Below are 19,968 nucleotides of genomic sequence, written 5' to 3'. Positions count from 1 at the left end.
TCGTCCGCCATCCCCTTGATCAGACGCAGCGCATCACCCACGTCATCGGCGAAGTCATGCAGATTCTTCGACAGATGCCGCACCCGATCCGGATCACCCGGCGTCGGATCCCTCTCCAGATCCAGCACATGCCAGTCACCCGGCCGATTCCCCGCCATGCCGCAACCCCCGTGACAGCAACACCACCAACAACTTGCGTATGCACAAGCGAACTTACAGGGAACAGGGGTTCGCTTCCCAGCCGTCCCCGTGAAGCCGTCTCGCAGCCATCACATCGGCGTCAGCAGCCGTTCCAGTTCCTCGTCGTACGCACGATGGCCCGCCTTGACCCACTCCGGCGCAACCGCGTTCGGATCGAGGAGGCCGGGCAGGTGAGCGACCCGCCACATACGGAACACCCCCTCCGGGGTGTTGCGCCCCGTGCCGTCCACGAGTTCGCTGGCGATACGGAGGATCGAGGCGATCTCGTCCGTCCCCTCCGGGACCCCGACACCCGCCTCCACGCCTGCGGCAACTCCCGCGGCGACCAAGCCATCCAGCAGATGGGTGAGTTGGAGATCCGCGCCCATCCGGCACATGCGGCGCACCACCTGCGGGTCTTCCAGGTAGGCCAGGTCATCCTCCGAGGGCCGCGGACCCCGAGGTGCCCAGGTGACTCCCGCCGACCAGAGCAGCAGGGACCGCACGTCGACAGGATGGTCGCGCAGGTATCCCAGTTCGTGGGCCTCGGCCATGACCGGGTCGCTGAACCGGCCGACCGCCTGGACGCCGGCCACGATCCGCGCCACCTCATCCCGCCTCAGGGCCAGGAAAACTCCCACCGACGTGTCCGACGTCTTCCAGGTTCCTGCGTGGTTCAGCGCACCGATCTCCACGACTCCGCCCAGGGCCGCGAACACGGGCCGGGCGTCGCTGCCTCGGTGCATCACCGCTCCGTCACTCGGGTGGGATATGCAGCGGCGCAGGGACGGTTCAGCCCTGCGCGGCGAAGGTGAGGAACGCCGACCAGGTGGAGGGGGCCAGGGTGAGGTGTGCGTCGTCCGGGCGCTTGGAGTCCCGGACGTGGACCCCCGGCGGAGAGGTGGCCACCTCGACGCAGTCACTGGGGTTACTGCTGTCGCTGAAGCTGCTCTTGAACCACTCCAGCGCGACCTCGACGCACTCGCTGCTGTTGCTGCTGTCGCTGTAACTGCTCTTGAACCACACCAGCTCGGAGCCGTCTCCCGCCGAAGGCTTCAGAGTCATGTCTCTCCCAGCACTTGCTCGATGAGGGCCGATGACTCCCGTGGGCTGAGAGCCTGAGCCCGGATCATGCCATGCCTCAGTTCAAGGATCCGGAGCTGCCTCGGCTCGGATACGGGACGTCCGTTGAATGCCCCCTCGGAACGTCCCACCGCCATTCCGTCCTCGAACTTCAACACCTGCGTCTCGCCCTGCATCCCTGCGTGTTCCTCGCGGTCCGTCGGCATCACCTGGATGGTGACGTGACGCAACTGACCGACTTCCAAGAGGCGTTCGAGCTGACGACGCAGAACCATTCTCCCGCCGAGAGGGCGCCGCAGCGTCACCTCTTCCTGGACAAAGACCAGAGCGGGCGCCGGATCCCGGTCAAAGATCGACCGGCGAGCCATACGCGCCGCCACGGCCCGCTCCACCTCATCGCGAGAGTAGGCGGGTTGTCGCATCTCGAAGAGCGAGCGCGCATAGTCCTCTGTCTGCAACAGCCCGTGGAGGTTGTGGTCGCAGTAGGCCACAAGTTCTACTGCCCGCTCCTCCAGCATCTTCAGCTCCCGCACCTTCTTCGGGTAGCGAGGCCTCTCCAGGTCCTCCTTGAACGCCGCGATATGCCCACCCGCGTTCAGAACCCCGTCCGCCCTGTCCAGGAACTCCGCCCGGGGAATCCGGGCACCCCGCTCCACCTTGCGGACCAGGTCCTCCCCGTAGCCGATCGCCTGGCCCAGCTCGACGACGCGCATCCCCGCGGCCTCGCGCCACAGCCTGACCTGGCGGCCCGCCGCCTCGACCACCGGGGCGATCTCGTCCTCGGGGCTGACGTCCCACCCCGGCTCGTCCGTACCGTCACCGTTCACTCCCACCCACCTCCAACGCCCACCCTTCCCGTACGGCACCCAGGACAGCCGGGACAGAACGGGACAGCGGGCGGACAGCCGGCGTACGGAGCGGAAGCCGGTCGCACCGGGTCGCGGATCTGCCCGCCCCGGTGAACGACGACGCGGTCGCACGCGACGTAAAAGATCCCCAGTACCGGGGAGAGAACCCCTGCCAACCCCACCAGCCTCCCGTCGGCCGCCAGATCACCCGCAAGGGTGACAATCGCCAACTGAGCTGGATTCTGCGCACGTTGGGGGGCATATGCTCGCGGCGAACCACAACCGCGGCCTCACCACGGTGTGAGGGCAGACGCTCCACCGCGGACATACAACGGCCCCCGGCCGGGACTGGCATCCCGATCGAGGGCCTCACCAACAAGGAAGCAAGACCTTCCCGATGGATACCCAAAACCTTAGCGCGCCCTCGCGCGCCCAACCCCGGATTCCGCGGGGTATCACCCACATCAACGTCCGCCAGACCGCGCGCTACACGGTGGTCGGCAACCACCTCGCCCAGCACCGCGAGCTGTCACTCCTCGCGATCGGCCTCGGCACTCACATCCAGTCGCTGCCCGGCGGGGCCCGCGTCGACATCAAGTCGCTCACGGCCCGCTTTCCCGAGGGCGAGACGCGGATCGCCGCCGCCTTACGGGAGTTGGAGGCGCACGGCTACCTCTCCCGTACACGGGAACGCCTCCCGAGCGGCCAGGTGGTCACGCACACGGTGTCGTACAACCAGCCTCGGGAATCCGCCGTACAGCGCGCCCGGGCCGCGCTCGCGGGCCTCCGGCATTCAGGGCGCGCACGCGTCGACCCCCTCCGCCCCCTGCGAAGCGACCCGATCCTCGACCGCGCGCAGAGAGCCCCCGACGGCCCCACCCCGTGCGTCGAACCATCCGTGGAGCCATCCGTGGAGCCATCCGTCGAACCCCCCACCGCCCGCGCCGACTCACCGGTCGAGCCGCCCACCCCTCCGGTCGGGACACCCCCGGCCCCCGCCGTCCCTCCCCCGGCATCCGGCGAAACCCCCGCGCAGGCCCGCCGCAGGCCGACGCTCCCCGCCCCACAGACCCCCGGCCCGGACGGCGACCGCACCGCGGCCGACCTCCTCGCCGGCCTGCACCGGTACGACCCCCGCCTCCTGCTCGCCGAACGCGACGTGCGGCGTCTCGCACCCGCCGTCACCGCCTGGCTGGAACGCGGGCCCACTCCCGAGGCCGTACGCCGGGCCCTGACCGCGGACCTCCCCGAGCCGCTCCGCCACCCGGCGGCCCTGCTTGCCCACCGCCTGACCGATCTGCTGCCGCCCCCGCTGCCCGCGACGCTCCCGCCCCCGCACCGGGACCCCCTCCAGAACTGCGACGGCTGCGACCGCGCCTTCCGCGCCCCCGTCCCGGGCCACTGCCGCGACTGCCGCCACCGACCCCGGCTCAAGGGAGCCGCCTAGCATGAACGTGACGACCCTTGCCCCCGGGCAGAGACGAGGAGCGCACGCCATGAGCATCGTCCCTGACAACGCGCGGCGAGACGCCCACCACCTCTACCGGGCGATGCGCGAATTCCTGGAATCGATGGACGACACGCTTCCGGGCAAGTTCGAGATCACCAGGGAAGGGATCGTCCACGACATGATGGCGCCCGTCGGCCCACATGAACTGGCCACCTTGCACCTCCGAAGGCGCCTGGAGAAGGTCATGCCGGAGGAACTCGTGGCCCACACGGGCACTCCGGACGTGGAAGCCGAATCCGAGGGCATCATGCGGCATCCCGACGTCATGGTCATCGCGATGGCCGACATGGACGTCCCGGGTTCCATCGACGGACGGACGCTGATCGCCGCCATCGAAGTGGTGTCCCGCTCCAACCCTGAGAACGACTGGGTCGGCAAGACACGCGACTACCCGTGCCTCGGCATCCCGATCTACGCGATCTTCGACCCCCGCACCGCCACCGGTGCCGTACTCTCCGACATCCACCCGACCCCCAGCGGCCCTCGCTACGCCACCCGCAAGGACTTCCTGTACGGCGAGGACGTCACGATCGCCGACTGGACCATCTCCACGGTCGGGCTACCCCGCTACGGAGACACCCCCACGGACAGCACCGCCACCGACCCGTCGTCCTGACTCCCCCCGCCACCTGGCCCACTCCCCCGCGACACCCCACCCCCCGCGCCGGGACAGTGGAAGCATGGCTGAACAGACCACCCTGCTGACCGGGCAGAACCTTCCTCCCGTGCGGGACTGGATCGCGGGGGACGTGAAAGGCAGCGACTTCGATCCCGTGCTGGCGGAGCTGATGCAGGACGAGCCCCTCGCCCGGATCCGGCTGCCGCACGGGGAGGGCTGGGCCTGGCTGGCCACCCGGTACGAGGACGTCCGGATGATCGCCGGCGACCCCCGGTTCAGCCGGGCCGCGGCCGTCGAGCCGCCGATCACCCGGCCCGCGCCCACCTTCGAGCCCGACCCCGGATGCCTGGCCTTCGCCGATCCGCCCGATCACGGCCGGCTGCGCCGCACCGTCGAGAGCGCCTTCGCCGACGGTGCCGTGGAACGTCTGCGGCCGCACGCCCAGCAGATGCTCGACGAGCTGGTGGACGGCCTGCTGCACGACGGCCCCCCGTCCGACCTCGTCGAGCGCGTCCTCGAACCCTTCCCCGTCGCCGTGGCCTGCGAGGTCATGGGCGTGCCCTCGGGAGAGCGCCGGCAGGTGCGGGCCTGGGTGCGGCAGATCGCCTCGACCGACGGCTGCGCCGACAGCGCCAAGCGGGCGAAGGACGCCCTGTCCGCCCTGTACGAGTGGATCGGCGCCTCTGTCCGGGAACGGCACGGCAGTACGGACGCGGACGTCCTCTCGCTGCTCGGCGCCGCCGTCGGGCGCGGGGACATCAGCGAGGCCGAGGCGGTCGGCATCGCGGGACCGCTCCAGACCGGCGGTGACGCCGTCACTCACACGTGCGGCCAGATGCTGTTCATCATGCTGACGGACACGGCGTTGTACGAACGGCTCCGCGGGCGGCCCGAGTCCCGTACCGCCGCCGTCGACGAGCTGCTGCGCCACATCCCGCACCGCGCGTCCGTGGGACTCGCCCGGATCGCCCTGGAGGACGTCGACGTGCACGGCGTACGGATCTCCGCCGGCGAACCGGTCTACGCCTCCTACCTCGCCGCCAACCGTGACCCCGACGTCTTCCCCGACCCCGACCGGCTCGACGTCGACCGGGACGCCGGAGCGCACCTCGCGTTCGGCAGCGGCCCGCATCACTGCGCCGGCGCCTCCTTCGCCCGGATGCAGACCGAGCTGCTGGTCGACACCCTGTTGGACCGGCTCCCGGGACTGCGGCTCGCCGTGCACGTCGACCAGGTGCCGTTCCGCCGAGGCGCGATGGTCCGCGGACCGCGGAGCCTGCCCGTCCGCTGGTGACCGCCGCACCCGACACCGCTGCGCCCGACACCCCTGCGCCACGCACCCGGGCGGGGACGGCGAAAGGGCCCGCACGACCGAAGTCGTACGGGCCCTTTCTGGAGCTCGTGAAGGAGCTACCAGGTCATTCGGTCAACAATTACTTGTTGATCTTGGTGACCTGGCCGGCGCCCACGGTCCGGCCACCCTCACGGATGGCGAACTTCAGGCCCTCTTCCATGGCGACGGGCTGGATGAGTTCGACCTTCATCTCAGTGTTGTCGCCCGGCATGACCATCTCGGTGCCCTCGGGGAGGGTCACGACGCCGGTCACGTCCGTGGTGCGGAAGTAGAACTGCGGGCGGTAGTTGTTGAAGAAGGGGGTGTGACGGCCACCCTCGTCCTTCGACAGGATGTAGGCCTGGGCCTCGAACTCGGTGTGCGGCGTGACCGAACCGGGCTTGATGATGACCTGGCCGCGCTCGACGTCCTCGCGCTTGATGCCACGGAGGAGCAGACCGACGTTCTCACCGGCCTGGCCCTCGTCGAGCAGCTTGCGGAACATCTCGATGCCGGTGACCGTGGTGGTGGTCTTCTCCTGCTTGATGCCGATGATGTCAACGGTCTCGTTGACCTTCAGGACACCACGCTCGATACGGCCGGTGACGACCGTACCGCGACCGGTGATCGTGAAGACGTCCTCGACGGGCATGAGGAACGGCTTGTCGACGTCACGCTCGGGGGTCGGGATCGCCTCGTCGACGGCGGCCATGAGGTCCAGGACCGACTGGCCCCACTCCTTGTCGCCCTCGAGCGCCTTGAGCGCCGAGACCTTGACGACCGGAAGGTCGTCGCCCGGGAACTCGTACTCGGAGAGGAGCTCACGAACCTCGAGCTCGACGAGCTCCAGGATCTCCTCGTCGTCCACCATGTCGGCCTTGTTCAGGGCGACGACGATGTACGGAACGCCGACCTGGCGGGCCAGGAGCACGTGCTCCTTGGTCTGCGGCATCGGGCCGTCGGTCGCGGCGACGACGAGGATGGCGCCGTCCATCTGCGCCGCACCCGTGATCATGTTCTTGATGTAGTCCGCGTGACCGGGGCAGTCGACGTGGGCGTAGTGACGGCCCTCCGTCTGGTACTCGACGTGCGCGATGGAGATCGTGATACCGCGCTGGCGCTCCTCGGGAGCCTTGTCGATCTGATCGAAGGCCGAGGCCTCGTTCAGGTTCGGAAACGCGTCGTGCAGCACCTTGGTAATGGCGGCCGTGAGGGTCGTCTTACCGTGGTCGATGTGACCGATGGTGCCGATGTTGACGTGCGGCTTAGTCCGCTCGAACTTTGCCTTCGCCACTGGGGTCCTCCTGCGGAGTGGTTCTGGTACGCCTTACTCATCGGCGCCAGGTGATCTTTGCTGGGATGCCGCCCGCCGGGGTTTTCCCTCCCGGGTCATCCCCGGCGGTCGGTGTCAAGCCTAAAGCGTGTAAACGGGGTGTGTTACTCGCCCTTGGCCTTCGCGATGATCTCCTCGGCGACGTTCCTGGGAACCTCGGCGTAGGAGTCGAACTGCATCGAGTAGCTTGCGCGACCCGACGTCTTGCTGCGGAGGTCTCCGACGTAGCCGAACATCTCCGAGAGGGGCACGAGGCCCTTCACGACGCGAGCGCCGCTGCGCTCCTCCATGGCCTGGATCTGGCCACGGCGGGAGTTGAGGTCGCCGATGACATCACCCATCGACTCCTCGGGCGTGGTGACCTCGACGGCCATCATCGGCTCGAGCAGCACGGGGCTGGCCTTGCGCGCGGCCTCCTTGAACGCCTGCGAACCGGCGATCTTGAAGGCGAGCTCGGAGGAGTCGACCTCGTGGTAGCCACCGTCGAGAAGAATGACGCGGACGCCCGTCATCTCGTAGCCGGCCAGGATGCCGAACTGCATGGCCTCCTGCGCACCGGCGTCCACCGACGGGATGTACTCCCGCGGGATACGGCCACCGGTGACCTTGTTCACGAACTCGTACGCCGGACCGTCGGTCTCGGTGATGGGCTCGATCGCGATCTGCACCTTGGCGAACTGACCGGTACCACCGGTCTGCTTCTTGTGGGTGTAGTCGTGACGCTCGACGGTCTTGCGGATCGTCTCGCGGTAGGCGACCTGCGGCTTACCGACGTTGGCTTCGACCCTGAACTCGCGCTTCATACGGTCGACCAGCACCTCGAGGTGCAGCTCGCCCATACCGCCGAGGATGGTCTGGCCGGTCTCCTCGTCCGAGTGAACGTGGAAGGAGGGGTCCTCCTCCGCGAGACGCTGGATGGCTACACCCAGCTTCTCCTGGTCACCCTTGGACTTGGGCTCGATGGCGACCTGGATGACGGGCGCCGGGAAGTCCATGGACTCCAGGATCACCGGGTTCTTGTCATCGCAGAGCGTCTCACCGGTCGTGGTCTGCTTCAGACCCATCACGGCGACGATGTCGCCGGCGCCCACCGCCTCGATCTCCTCACGCTTGTTCGCGTGCATGCGGTAGATCTTGCCGATGCGCTCCTTCTTGCCCTTGACGGAGTTCAGCACCGCGGTGCCGGTCTCCAGGCGGCCCGAGTAAACCCGGACGAAGGTGAGCTTGCCGAGGTGCGGGTCGCTCATGATCTTGAAGGCGAGCGCGGACAGCGGCTCGTCGATCGACGGCTTGCGCTTGATCACGAGCTCCGCGTCCTTCACGTCGTGGCCCTCGATGGCCTCGACGTCAAGCGGAGTCGGGAGGTAGCGCACGACCGCGTCGAGCAGGGGCTGAACGCCCTTGTTCTTGAACGCGGTGCCACAGAACACCGGGGTGACCGTGACGCCCTCGGACTTGCCGGACGCGATGGTGACGCGACGGATCGCGGCGTACAGCTGCTCCTCGGTGGGCTCCTGGCCCTCCAGGAACAGCTCCATGATCTCGTCGTCGTGCTCCGCGACGGTCTCGACGAGCTGACCGCGGTACAGCTCAGCGGCCTCGACGTGCGTGGCCGGGATGTCGACGACGTCGTACATCTCGCCCTTGGCCGCCTCGGCGGACCACACGAGCGCCTTCATGCGGACCAGGTCCACAACGCCCTGGAAGTCCATCTCGGCACCGATCGGGAGCTGCATGATGATCGGGACAGCGCCGAGGCGGTCCTTGATCATGTCCACGCAGCGGTGGAACTCGGCGCCGGTACGGTCCAGCTTGTTCACGAAGCAGATGCGCGGCACGCCGTAACGGTCGGCCTGACGCCACACCGTCTCGGACTGCGGCTCGACACCGGCGACACCGTCGAACACCGTGACGGCACCGTCGAGGACGCGGAGCGAACGCTCCACCTCGACCGTGAAGTCGACGTGCCCGGGGGTGTCGATGATGTTGATCGTGTAGTCGTCGTCCTCAAGCGGCCAGTGACAGGTGGTGGCAGCAGAGGTGATCGTGATGCCACGCTCCTGCTCCTGCTCCATCCAGTCCATGGTGGCAGCGCCGTCGTGGACCTCACCGATCTTGTAGCTGACGCCGGTGTAGAAGAGGATCCGCTCGGTGGTGGTCGTCTTACCCGCGTCGATATGCGCCATGATCCCGATGTTGCGGACCTTGGCCAGGTCAAGTGAAGTGGTAGCCATAAGGCTTCGGTCTTCTCTCGGTCTCGATGTGGGTAGCGACTACCAGCGGTAGTGCGCGAAGGCCTTGTTGGACTCGGCCATCTTGTGGGTGTCCTCGCGCTTCTTCACAGCGGCACCAAGGCCGTTGGAGGCGTCGAGAAGTTCGTTGAGCAGACGCTCGGTCATGGTCTTCTCGCGACGGGCGCGGGAGTAACCGACGAGCCAACGCAGCGCGAGCGTGCTGGCGCGACCGGGCTTGACCTCGATCGGCACCTGGTACGTCGCACCGCCGACGCGGCGGGACTTGACTTCGAGGGTCGGCTTGATGTTCTCAAGCGCGCGCTTCAGCGTGATGACCGGGTCGTTGCCCGTCTTCTCACGCAGACCCTCCATGGCGCCGTAAACGATGCGCTCGGCGGTGGAGCGCTTGCCGTTCATCAGCACCTTGTTGATGAGGGAGGTCACCAGGGGGGAACCGTAGACCGGGTCGATGATGACCGGGCGCTTCGGGGCGGGGCCCTTACGAGGCATTTCTACTTCTCCTTCTTGGCGCCGTAGCGGCTGCGGGCCTGCTTGCGGTTCTTGACACCCTGGGTGTCGAGCGAGCCGCGGATGATCTTGTAGCGAACACCCGGCAGGTCCTTCACACGGCCGCCGCGCACGAGCACGATCGAGTGCTCCTGCAGGTTGTGTCCCTCACCCGGGATGTAAGCGGTGACTTCGATCCCGCTGGTCAGACGCACACGCGCGACCTTACGCAGGGCCGAGTTCGGCTTCTTCGGGGTGGTCGTGAACACACGCGTGCAGACGCCACGACGCTGGGGCGAACCCTCGAGTGCGGGCGTCTTGTTCTTCTCGACCTTGTCCTGCCGGCCCTTCCGGACCAGCTGCTGGATCGTAGGCACTACTTCTCCGGTTTCTGTGTGCCGAATGGTGAAGCTAACCTGGAACATCGCCGACCCACGCGGTCGGGTGTGTCGAACACTGCAGACTCTCGCCGTGAAGCGAGAAGGGCGCAGATTGCGGTGGCCGCTTATGGCTCTCGTTGCGGTTTGAAGGCACGCACCAGAGCCAGGGCACACCCCAGGCACAAGGTCTGAGGGTACCTACCTCATGGACTTCGGTCAAAACAAATGCCGTGGCGCCCGACACGCCGGACTTCTCCCCATCCATTCTGGGCGCTCCACGACCCTCCCGCAGCTTCGCGGAGGCCCTGGACGACCAGGTCGATTGCGCTGTGCGTGAACACCGCGCGGGATGCTGACCGACTGCCGCCGACCGGTCACCACGCGTCGGCGGCGCCCGCGTCCGCCGGACACCTTCGCGCTTCCGCCGGCACCCCGCTCCGCCCCTCGACTCCGCTCACCGGCACAGCAGTACGACGCCGCTGGACCCGCTCCCGCGGCATCCTCGGAGCCCTCTGACGGCATGCGGAGCCGGGAGCCCTCCTGCCGCCGCGGAACGCCTCCGAGGGCGGCGCATGCAGGAGGGCGGCCACCCCCACCGGGGATGACCGCCCTCCGTACTACTGCCTAGCGCCTACCGCTCACTGGTTGTACGGACCGTAGTCGTAGTCCTCCAGCGGGACGGCCTGGCCGGAGCCGGTGCCGAACGGCGAGTAGTCGATGTCGTCGTAACCGACGGCCGAGTACATCGCGGCCTTGGCCTCTTCGGTCGGCTCCACCCGGATGTTGCGGTAGCGGGACAGACCCGTACCGGCCGGGATGAGCTTACCGATGATGACGTTCTCCTTGAGGCCGATCAGGGAGTCGGACTTGGCGTTGATCGCCGCGTCCGTCAGAACCCTGGTCGTCTCCTGGAAGGACGCCGCCGACAGCCACGACTCGGTCGCCAGCGAGGCCTTGGTGATACCCATCAGCTGCGGACGGCCGGAGGCCGGGTGGCCGCCTTCCTGGACCACACGACGGTTCTCGGTCTCGAACTTCGACCGCTCGACCAGCTCGCCGGGCAGCAGCTCCGCGTCGCCCGACTCGATGATCGTCACGCGGCGCAGCATCTGCCGGATGATGATCTCGATGTGCTTGTCGTGGATCGACACGCCCTGCGAGTTGTAGACCTTCTGGACCTCTCCGACCAGGTGGACCTGGACGGCACGCTGACCCAGGATGCGCAGCACGTCGTGCGGGTTGGTGGCACCCACGGTGAGCTTCTGGCCCACCTCGACGTGCTCGCCCTCGGACACCAGGAGTCGGGCACGCTTCGAGATCGGGAACGCCGTCTCGTCGCTGCCGTCGTCCGGGGTGACCACGAGCTTCTTGGTCTTCTCGGTCTCCTCGATCCGCACGCGGCCGGAGGCCTCGGAGATCGGGGCGACACCCTTCGGCGTACGAGCCTCGAAGAGCTCGACGACACGGGGCAGACCCTGGGTGATGTCGTCACCGGCCACACCACCGGTGTGGAAGGTACGCATCGTCAGCTGGGTACCGGGCTCACCGATGGACTGGGCGGCGATGATGCCGACCGCCTCACCGATGTCGACCAGCTTGCCGGTGGCCAGCGAGCGGCCGTAGCACATGGCGCAGGTACCGACGGCGGACTCACAGGTCAGGACCGAGCGGGTCTTGACCTCCTCGATGCCGTGCTTGACGAGCTCGTCGATGAGGACGTCGCCGAGGTCGGTGTTGGCCGGGGCCAGCACCTTGCCGTCGACGGTGATGTCCTCGGCCAGCGCACGTGCGTACACGCTGGTCTCGACGTTCTCCGTCTTGCGCAGCACGCCGTCCTCGCCGCGCTCGGCGATGGCCAGGCGCAGACCACGGTCGGTGCCGCAGTCCTCCTCGCGGATGATGACGTCCTGGGAGACGTCGACCAGACGACGGGTGAGGTAACCCGAGTCGGCGGTACGCAGAGCGGTGTCCGCCAGACCCTTACGGGCACCGTGGGTCGAGATGAAGTACTCGAGCACCGACAGGCCTTCACGGAAGGAGGCCTTGATGGGGCGCGGGATCGTCTCGTTCTTGGCGTTGGACACCAGACCACGCATACCGGCGATCTGACGCATCTGCATCATGTTGCCTCGTGCGCCCGAGTTCACCATCATCGAAACCGGGTTGGTCTTCGGGAAGTTCGCGTTCATCGCCTCGGCAACCTCGTTGGTCGCCTTGGTCCAGATCGCGATGAGCTCCTGCGTGCGCTCTTCCTTGGTGATCAGACCACGCTCGTACTGCTTCTGGACCTTCTCGTCCTGGTCCTCGTAGCCCTTGACGATCGCGCGCTTCGCGTCGGGAACGACGATGTCGGAGATGGCCACGGTGACACCGGAACGGGTCGCCCAGAAGAAGCCGGCCGCCTTCAGGTTGTCGAGCGTCGCCGCCACGATGACCTTGGGGTAGCGCTCGGCGAGGTCGTTGACGATCTCCGAGAGCTGCTTCTTGCCGATCTCGTAGTCGACGAACGGGTAGTCCTCGGGCAGCAGCTCGTTGAAGAGCGCGCGGCCCAGGGTCGTCCGCAGGCGGAAGGTGTCACCCTGCTGCCATTCCGGCTCGTTCTCGTCGCGGGCCGGCGGGGTCCAGCCGCGCGGCGGGATGGTGCCCACCGGGAAGCGGATGTCCACGCGCGACTGCAGCGAGAGCTCGCCGGCGTCGAACGCCATGATCGCCTCGGCCACGGAAGCGAAGGAACGGTCCTCGCCCTTCACGTTCCGCAGGTCGCCGTCGGTGGTCAGGAAGAACAGACCGAGGACCATGTCCTGGGTCGGCATCGTGACCGGGCGGCCGTCGGCCGGCTTGAGGATGTTGTTCGAGGACAGCATCAGGATGCGGGCCTCGGCCTGCGCCTCCGCGGAGAGCGGCAGGTGGACGGCCATCTGGTCACCGTCGAAGTCCGCGTTGAACGCGGTGCAGACGAGCGGGTGGATCTGGATGGCCTTGCCCTCGACCAGCTGCGGCTCGAAGGCCTGGATGCCGAGGCGGTGCAGCGTCGGCGCACGGTTCAGCAGAACCGGGTGCTCGGCGATGACCTCTTCCAGGACGTCGTACACGACCGTGCGGCCGCGCTCGACCATCCGCTTGGCGCTCTTGATGTTCTGCGCGTGGTTCAGGTCCACCAGGCGCTTCATCACGAACGGCTTGAAGAGCTCCAGCGCCATGGCCTTCGGCAGACCACACTGGTGCAGCTTCAGCTGCGGACCGACGACGATCACGGAACGCGCGGAGTAGTCCACACGCTTACCGAGCAGGTTCTGACGGAATCGACCCTGCTTGCCCTTGAGCATGTCGGACAGCGACTTCAGCGGACGGTTGCCGGGGCCCGTCACCGGGCGGCCACGACGGCCGTTGTCGAAGAGCGCGTCGACGGCCTCCTGGAGCATGCGCTTCTCGTTGTTCACGATGATCTCGGGGGCACCGAGGTCGAGAAGCCGCTTCAGGCGGTTGTTGCGGTTGATCACACGGCGGTACAGGTCGTTCAGGTCGGAGGTCGCGAAGCGGCCACCGTCCAGCTGCACCATCGGGCGAAGGTCCGGCGGGATGACCGGCACGCAGTCGAGCACCATGCCCTTGGGGCTGTTGCTGGTCTGCAGGAACGCGGAGACGACCTTGAGGCGCTTGAGCGCACGGGTCTTCTTCTGGCCCTTGCCGGTGCGGATGATCTCGCGGAGGCGCTCGGCCTCCTCGTCCAGGTCGAAGGACTCGAGGCGCTTCTGCAGCGCCGCGGCACCCATCGAACCGTCGAAGTACGTGCCGAAGCGGTCACGCAGCTCGCGGTAGAGGAGCTCGTCGCCCTCCAGGTCCTGGACCTTGAGGTTCTTGAAGCGGGTCCACACCTCGTCGAGGCGGTCGATCTCGCGCTGCGCACGGTCGCGCAGCTGCTTCATCTCACGCTCGGCACCCTCGCGCACCTTGCGGCGCACGTCGGCCTTGGCGCCCTCGGCCTCCAGCTCGGCCAGGTCGGTCTCGAGCTTCTTGGCGCGGGCTTCGAGGTCGGCGTCGCGACGGTTCTCGACCTGCTGACGCTCGACGGAGACGTGAGCCTCCAGCGAGGGCAGGTCGCGGGTGCGGCGCTCCTCGTCGACGAACGTGATCATGTACGCGGCGAAGTAGATGACCTTCTCAAGGTCCTTCGGGGCGAGGTCGAGCAGGTAGCCCAGCCGCGACGGAACGCCCTTGAAGTACCAGATGTGGGTGACGGGAGCGGCAAGCTCGATGTGGCCCATCCGCTCACGGCGCACCTTGGCGCGCGTGACCTCGACGCCACAGCGCTCACAGATGATGCCCTTGAAGCGAACGCGCTTGTACTTGCCGCAGTAGCACTCCCAGTCCCGGGTCGGACCGAAGATCTTCTCGCAGAAGAGTCCGTCCTTCTCGGGCTTGAGGGTGCGGTAGTTGATGGTCTCGGGCTTCTTGACCTCGCCGTGGCTCCACTGACGGATGTCGTCAGCGGTGGCCAGACCGATCCGGAGCTCATCGAAGAAGTTGACGTCGAGCACTATGCGTCAATCCCTCTCAGGGTTGTAAGTCTTAGGGGTCTGATACGGGGGTCCTGGGGCCGGCGGGCCTTGATCACCTTTTCCACAGGCGGTCAAGGCCCGGCCGGACTCCCGTCAGACCTCTTCGACGCTGCTCGGCTCGCGCCGGGACAGGTCGATGCCGAGCTCCTCCGCCGCGCGGAAGACGTCCTCGTCGGTGTCACGCATTTCGATGGACATGCCGTCGCTGGACAGCACTTCCACGTTGAGGCAGAGGGACTGCATCTCCTTGATGAGCACCTTGAAGGACTCGGGGATGCCGGGCTCAGGGATGTTCTCGCCCTTGACGATGGCCTCGTAGACCTTCACGCGGCCGGTGACGTCGTCGGACTTGATCGTCAGCAGCTCCTGGAGGGCGTAAGCGGCGCCGTACGCCTCCAGCGCCCACACCTCCATCTCACCGAAGCGCTGACCACCGAACTGAGCCTTACCACCCAGCGGCTGCTGGGTGATCATCGAGTACGGACCGGTCGACCGGGCGTGCAGCTTGTCGTCGACCAGGTGGTGGAGCTTGAGGATGTACATGTAGCCGATCGAGATCGGGTCCGGGAACGGCTCACCCGAGCGACCGTCGAACAGCCGCGCCTTGCCGGACGGGAGGACCAGACGGTCACCGTCGCGGTTGGGCAGGGTGTGCTCGAAGAGACCGGCGAGCTCGTCCTCACGCGCACCGTCGAAGACGGGGGTCGCGACGTTCGTGCGCGGCGGAACCTTGTCGGCGCCGATCGCCTGCAGGCGCTGCGCCCACTCGTCCCCGAGACCGGAGACGTCCCAGCCGCGGCTGGCGAGCCAGCCGAGGTGGATCTCCAGGACCTGTCCCGGGTTCATTCGGGACGGGACACCCAGCGGGTTGAGGATGATGTCGACCGGGGTGCCGTCCTCCAGGAACGGCATGTCCTCGATCGGCAGGATCTTCGAGATGACACCCTTGTTGCCGTGACGGCCGGCGAGCTTGTCACCGTCCGTGATCTTGCGCTTCTGCGCCACGTAGACACGAACCAGCTGGTTCACGCCCGGCGGCAGCTCGTCGCCCTCTTCACGGTCGAAGACGCGGACACCGATGACCTTGCCGATCTCGCCGTGCGGGACCTTCAGGGAGGTGTCGCGGACCTCACGGGCCTTCTCACCGAAGATCGCGCGCAGCAGGCGCTCCTCCGGCGTCAGCTCGGTCTCACCCTTGGGCGTGACCTTGCCGACGAGAATGTCGCCGGCGACGACCTCGGCACCGATACGGATGATGCCGCGCTCGTCGAGGTCGGCGAGGACCTCTTCGGAGACGTTCGGGATGTCCCGGGTGATCTCCTCGGGGCCGAGCTTGGTGTCACGGGCGTCGACCTCGTGCTCCTCGATGTGGATCGAGGAGAGGACGTCGTCCTGCACGAGGCGCTGCGACAGGATGATCGCGTCCTCGTAGTTGTGACCCTCCCACGGCATGAACGCCACGAGCAGGTTCTTACCGAGGGCCATCTCGCCGTCCTCGGTCGCGGGACCGTCGGCCAGGACCTGGCCCTCGATCACGCGGGCGCCCTCGTCCACGACAACCTTCTGGTTGACGGAGGTGCCCTGGTTCGACCGGGAGAACTTGTGCAGGCGGTACGTGGTGTACGTGCCGTCGTCGTTGGCGGTGGTGATGTAGTCCGCGGAGACCTCCTGGACCACACCGTCCTTCTCCGACTTCAGGACGTCACCGGCGTCGACCGCGCAGCGGTACTCCATGCCAGTGCCGACCAGCGGCGCCTCGGACTTGATGAGCGGAACGGCCTGACGCATCATGTTCGCGCCCATGAGGGCACGGTTGGCGTCGTCGTGCTCCAGGAACGGGATCATGGCGGTCGCGACCGACACCATCTGGCGCGGGGAGACGTCCATGTAGTCGACGTCGTCACCGGGGACGTAGTCGACCTCTCCGCCACGACGGCGGACCAGGACGCGGGACTCCTCGAAGCGGAACTCGTCCGACAGCGGCGCGTTGGCCTGCGCGATGACGAATCGGTCCTCTTCGTCGGCCGTCAGGTAGTCGACCTCGTCGGTGACGACGCCACCGGTGACCTTGCGGTACGGGGTCTCGACGAAACCGAACGCGTTGACCCGGCCGTAGGAGGCGAGCGAGCCGATCAGGCCGATGTTCGGGCCTTCGGGGGTCTCGATCGGGCACATGCGGCCGTAGTGCGACGGGTGCACGTCACGGACCTCGAAGCCGGCCCGCTCACGGGAGAGACCACCCGGGCCAAGAGCCGACAGACGGCGCTTGTGGGTGAGACCCGACAGCGGGTTGTTCTGGTCCATGAACTGCGACAGCTGGCTGGTGCCGAAGAACTCCTTGATGGAGGCGACGACCGGCCGGATGTTGATCAGCGTCTGCGGCGTGATCGCCTCGACGTCCTGAGTCGTCATGCGCTCGCGGACGACGCGCTCCATACGAGCCAGACCCGTGCGGACCTGGTTCTGGATGAGCTCGCCGACGTTGCGCAGACGACGGTTGCCGAAGTGGTCGATGTCGTCGGTCTCGACGACGATCGAGGTGCCGTTGTCACCAACGGTCTCGGTCTCACCGGCGTGCAGCTTCACCAGGTACTTGATCGACGAGATGATGTCCTCGACGGTCAGGATCCCGGCGTCGAGCGGGGCGTCGCTGCCCAGCTTCTTGTTGACCTTGTACCGGCCGACCTTGGCGAGGTCGTAGCGCTTCGGGTTGAAGTAGAGGTTCTCCAGAAGCGTCTGCGCGGCCTCACGGGTCGGCGGTTCGCCCGGACGCAGCTTGCGGTAGATGTCGAGCAGCGCGTCGTCCTGGCCCTGGGTGTGGTCCTTCTCCAGGGTGGCGCGCATGGACTCGTACTCGCCGAACTCCTCGAGGATCCGCTCGGTGGTCCAGCCGAGAGCCTTCAGGAGAACGGTGACGGACTGCTTGCGCTTGCGGTCGATGCGGACACCGACCATGTCGCGCTTGTCGATCTCCATCTCCAGCCAGGCACCCCGGGACGGGATGACCTTGGCGGAGAAGATGTCCTTGTCGGACGTCTTGTCGATGGAGGAGTCGAAGTAGACACCCGGCGAGCGGACCAGCTGCGACACGACGACACGCTCGGTGCCGTTGATGACGAAGGTGCCCTTGTTGGTCATGAGCGGGAAGTCGCCCATGAAGACCGTCTGGGACTTGATCTCGCCGGTCTCGTTGTTGGTGAACTCGGCGGTGACGAAGAGCGGGGCCGCGAACGTGAAGTCACGGTCCTTGCACTCGTCGATGGAGTTCTTCGGGGGCTCGAAGCGGTGGTCGCGGAACGTCAGGGACATCGACCCACTGAAGTCCTCGATCGGGGAGATCTCCTCGAAGATCTCCTCCAGACCGGACTTGGTGGGGACGTCCTGTCCGCTGTCCAGAGCCGCCTCGACACGAGCCTTCCACGCGTCGTTGCCGAGCAGCCAGTCGAAGCTCTCGGTTTGCAGCGCAAGAAGGTTCGGAACCTCGAGGGGCTCCTTGATCTTTGCAAAGGAGATGCGCAGCGGGGCGGTGCTGGCGCCGTTGTTCGTATTCGCGGTCGAGGCAGTGCGCGAGGCGGCCAAGAGGGGGTCCTTCCGAGGGCTCGGACTCACTACGCGCGTACCGGTCCCATGTCGGACACAGCATCGGGCCTTTCTCTGTCCGGCCGGATAGGGCCAGGTCAGAGATGATCCGATCGTCGATGCTCCAGCATGGGTATGCCCCTGGTGACGGGCAGGAGGCAGCTAACAGGCAGCGCAAAGGGTCAGTGTAGCCACTCGGCCCACTGATGTCCAGTCCCGGTTTTGGCGACCCTGTTCTTCGTCCTCAACACCTGCCGCAAGCCATGCCCTCGATGCACATCGATACTGCCCTCTTCGCCGCCGATCCATGCCTCGGATACGGATCGTTGTGACGACGCGTCCTGAGAATTGCGCGCTGCGTGCGGTTCGTCAAGGCCCCCCAGGCCCAAAGCATGTGCCGCGATCGTCACGTCCGGCCCGTCCCGCAACCCGTCTCTCTGCCTGTCACAGGGCTGCGGGGGCACGACGAAGATCACCATACTCGCCGTGACCTGCAGTGCAAGGCAGCCGCTTCGAGGACCCCCGGCAACGCCGAAGAGCGACCACCCAGTTGGGTGATCGCTCTTCGGTGCGTCAGCGTTACAGCGCTACGTGAGCGGCTGTGACAGCTTCACAGGAGCCCTTGAGAGGCTCGTCGAGTTACTTGACCTCGACGGAGGCGCCGGCGCCCTTGAGGGACTCGGCGGCCTTCTCGGCGGCGTCCTTGGCGACCTTCTCGAGGACGGGCTTCGGAGCGCCGTCGACGAGGTCCTTGGCCTCCTTCAGACCCAGCGAGGTGAGCTCACGCACGACCTTGATGACCTGGATCTTCTTGTCGCCGGCACCCGTGAGGATGACGTCGAACTCGTCCTGCTCCTCAGCGGCCTCAGCGGTGGCGGCGGGGCCGACCGGGGCAGCGGCAACCGCGGCGGCGGCGGTGACGTCGAACTTCTCCTCGAAGGCCTTCACGAACTCGGAGAGCTCGATGAGGGTGAGGTTCTCGAACTGCGCGAGCAGCTCTTCCTGGGACAGCTTCGCCATGATGGCGTCCTTCCACTCATTCGGCAGGTGCCGGTATGTACTGGTGAGGCGGGCGTACGTTCGGCCCGCTGCGACCGTCGCCTCAGGCGGCGGTCAATGCGCGAGCCGAATTACTCGGCACCGCCCTGCTCGGCCTGCTTGACACGAAGCGCCTCCGCGGTGCGGACGAACTTCGAGGGGAGCGCCTGGAAGAGCTGAGCAGTCTGCGTCTGCTTGCCCTTGAAGGCACCCGCCAGCTTGGCGAGCAGAACCTCGCGGGACTCGAGGTCCGCGAGCTTCTTGATCTCGTCGGCGGACAGCGCCTTGCCGTCAAGGACACCGCCCTTGATGACGAGGTTCGGGTTGTCCTTGGCGAAGTCACGAAGACCCTTCGCCGACGTCACCGGGTCACCGGTGATGAAGGCGACCGCCGTCGGACCGTTGAACAGGTCGTCGAGCGTAGAGATCCCGGCCTCGTTGGCCGCAATCTTGGTCAGCGTGTTCTTCACCACGGCGTACTGGGCGTCTTCACCGAGCGAACGACGCAGCGTCTTGAGCTGCGCCACGGTGAGACCCCGGTACTCGGTCAGCACGGCGGCGTTCGAGCTACGGAACTGGTCCGCGAGCTCGGCTACCGCGGCAGCCTTGTCGGGCCTTGCCATAAGCGTGGCCTCCTTCCGGGTGATGAGGACCGCTCAGAAGGGGCCGACAAAACAAAACGCCCCGGCGCAGGCGCACGGGGCGTAGCTCTACCGGATGATCCGCACGCGTGGCAGCGGGTTCCGGGAACATGTCCACGATCAC

General features: G+C 66.9%; 14 protein-coding genes. 3 read left to right on the top strand and 11 right to left on the bottom strand.

The genetic code is table 11. From position 1 onward, the window contains the following. Positions 1–269 precede the first annotated feature (269 nt). The 3 genes from AB0C62_RS36145 to AB0C62_RS36135 are packed head-to-tail and all read right to left on the bottom strand — an operon-like array spanning position 270 to position 2,090. Positions 270–926 carry a hypothetical protein gene (locus tag AB0C62_RS36145; RefSeq protein WP_362980567.1) on the bottom strand — a complete coding sequence of 219 codons (657 nt, stop codon included), beginning with the start codon at positions 924–926 and terminating at the stop codon, positions 270–272. Between the two features lie 46 nt (positions 927–972). After that, complete coding sequence (locus AB0C62_RS36140) at positions 973–1,245, bottom strand: DUF397 domain-containing protein (protein ID WP_362980565.1); 273 nt, start codon at positions 1,243–1,245, stop codon at positions 973–975. Beyond that, positions 1,242–2,090 carry a helix-turn-helix transcriptional regulator gene (locus tag AB0C62_RS36135; protein WP_362980563.1) on the bottom strand — a complete coding sequence of 283 codons (849 nt, stop codon included), beginning with the start codon at positions 2,088–2,090 and terminating at the stop codon, positions 1,242–1,244. Before AB0C62_RS36135 ends, AB0C62_RS36140 begins: the two co-directional genes overlap by 4 nt. A gap of 418 nt (positions 2,091–2,508) precedes the next feature. Between AB0C62_RS36135 and AB0C62_RS36130 the strand changes: the two genes are divergently transcribed. From AB0C62_RS36130 to AB0C62_RS36120, 3 genes are all read left to right on the top strand, one after another. Then, on the top strand, positions 2,509–3,558 hold the full coding sequence (locus AB0C62_RS36130; protein ID WP_362980561.1) for a helix-turn-helix domain-containing protein: 1,050 nt from the start codon (positions 2,509–2,511) through the stop codon (positions 3,556–3,558). A gap of 49 nt (positions 3,559–3,607) precedes the next feature. Continuing rightward, positions 3,608–4,237, top strand: a complete 630-nt coding sequence (locus AB0C62_RS36125; protein ID WP_362980559.1) for a Uma2 family endonuclease — start codon at positions 3,608–3,610, stop codon at positions 4,235–4,237. Between the two features lie 64 nt (positions 4,238–4,301). Further along, entirely contained in the window at positions 4,302–5,534 is a 1,233-nt protein-coding gene (locus AB0C62_RS36120; protein WP_362980557.1) for a cytochrome P450, read from the top strand. Between the two features lie 139 nt (positions 5,535–5,673). Here AB0C62_RS36120 and tuf read toward each other — a convergent pair whose 3' ends face one another. From tuf to rplJ, 8 genes are all read right to left on the bottom strand, one after another. Further along, a complete protein-coding gene (gene tuf, locus AB0C62_RS36115; protein ID WP_355882066.1) occupies positions 5,674–6,867 on the bottom strand; it encodes an elongation factor Tu in 1,194 nt (397 codons plus the stop codon). 143 nt (positions 6,868–7,010) lie between these two features. Next, positions 7,011–9,140: an elongation factor G gene (fusA, locus tag AB0C62_RS36110; RefSeq protein WP_362980555.1), complete on the bottom strand. Its 2,130-nt coding sequence runs from the start codon at positions 9,138–9,140 to the stop codon at positions 7,011–7,013. A gap of 39 nt (positions 9,141–9,179) precedes the next feature. Next, positions 9,180–9,650: a 30S ribosomal protein S7 gene (rpsG, locus tag AB0C62_RS36105; RefSeq protein WP_055517367.1), complete on the bottom strand. Its 471-nt coding sequence runs from the start codon at positions 9,648–9,650 to the stop codon at positions 9,180–9,182. Between the two features lie 2 nt (positions 9,651–9,652). Further along, positions 9,653–10,024 (bottom strand): 30S ribosomal protein S12, encoded by a 372-nt coding sequence (rpsL, locus tag AB0C62_RS36100; RefSeq protein ID WP_003948652.1) that lies wholly within the window; start codon positions 10,022–10,024, stop codon positions 9,653–9,655. 641 nt (positions 10,025–10,665) lie between these two features. After that, positions 10,666–14,565 (bottom strand): DNA-directed RNA polymerase subunit beta', encoded by a 3,900-nt coding sequence (locus AB0C62_RS36095; RefSeq protein ID WP_164373163.1) that lies wholly within the window; start codon positions 14,563–14,565, stop codon positions 10,666–10,668. 114 nt (positions 14,566–14,679) lie between these two features. After that, complete coding sequence (gene rpoB / locus AB0C62_RS36090) at positions 14,680–18,165, bottom strand: DNA-directed RNA polymerase subunit beta (RefSeq protein ID WP_362980553.1); 3,486 nt, start codon at positions 18,163–18,165, stop codon at positions 14,680–14,682. 639 nt (positions 18,166–18,804) lie between these two features. Then, positions 18,805–19,185 carry a 50S ribosomal protein L7/L12 gene (rplL, locus tag AB0C62_RS36085; protein ID WP_362980551.1) on the bottom strand — a complete coding sequence of 127 codons (381 nt, stop codon included), beginning with the start codon at positions 19,183–19,185 and terminating at the stop codon, positions 18,805–18,807. A gap of 110 nt (positions 19,186–19,295) precedes the next feature. Next, positions 19,296–19,826 carry a 50S ribosomal protein L10 gene (rplJ, locus tag AB0C62_RS36080; protein WP_081218869.1) on the bottom strand — a complete coding sequence of 177 codons (531 nt, stop codon included), beginning with the start codon at positions 19,824–19,826 and terminating at the stop codon, positions 19,296–19,298. Positions 19,827–19,968: the final 142 nt, after the last annotated feature.

It is taken from the genome of Streptomyces sp. NPDC048643, assembly GCF_040650615.1.
Taxonomy (GTDB): domain Bacteria; phylum Actinomycetota; class Actinomycetes; order Streptomycetales; family Streptomycetaceae; genus Streptomyces.
The sequence above is the reverse complement of the archived record's forward strand: the minus strand, read 5'-3'. Positions and strand labels throughout refer to the sequence as shown.

Excerpts from the sequence above, each read along its gene's own strand:
- AB0C62_RS36145 (WP_362980567.1), bottom strand. The coding sequence starts at position 926 with ATGCACCGAGGCAGCGACGCCCGGCCCGTGTTCGCGGCCCTGGGCGGA.
- AB0C62_RS36140 (WP_362980565.1), bottom strand. The coding sequence starts at position 1,245 with ATGACTCTGAAGCCTTCGGCGGGAGACGGCTCCGAGCTGGTGTGGTTC.
- AB0C62_RS36130 (WP_362980561.1), top strand. The coding sequence starts at position 2,509 with ATGGATACCCAAAACCTTAGCGCGCCCTCGCGCGCCCAACCCCGGATT.
- AB0C62_RS36125 (WP_362980559.1), top strand. The coding sequence starts at position 3,608 with ATGAGCATCGTCCCTGACAACGCGCGGCGAGACGCCCACCACCTCTAC.
- AB0C62_RS36120 (WP_362980557.1), top strand. The coding sequence starts at position 4,302 with ATGGCTGAACAGACCACCCTGCTGACCGGGCAGAACCTTCCTCCCGTG.
- fusA (WP_362980555.1), bottom strand. The coding sequence starts at position 9,140 with ATGGCTACCACTTCACTTGACCTGGCCAAGGTCCGCAACATCGGGATC.
- rpsG (WP_055517367.1), bottom strand. The coding sequence starts at position 9,650 with ATGCCTCGTAAGGGCCCCGCCCCGAAGCGCCCGGTCATCATCGACCCG.
- rplL (WP_362980551.1), bottom strand. The coding sequence starts at position 19,185 with ATGGCGAAGCTGTCCCAGGAAGAGCTGCTCGCGCAGTTCGAGAACCTC.
- rplJ (WP_081218869.1), bottom strand. The coding sequence starts at position 19,826 with ATGGCAAGGCCCGACAAGGCTGCCGCGGTAGCCGAGCTCGCGGACCAG.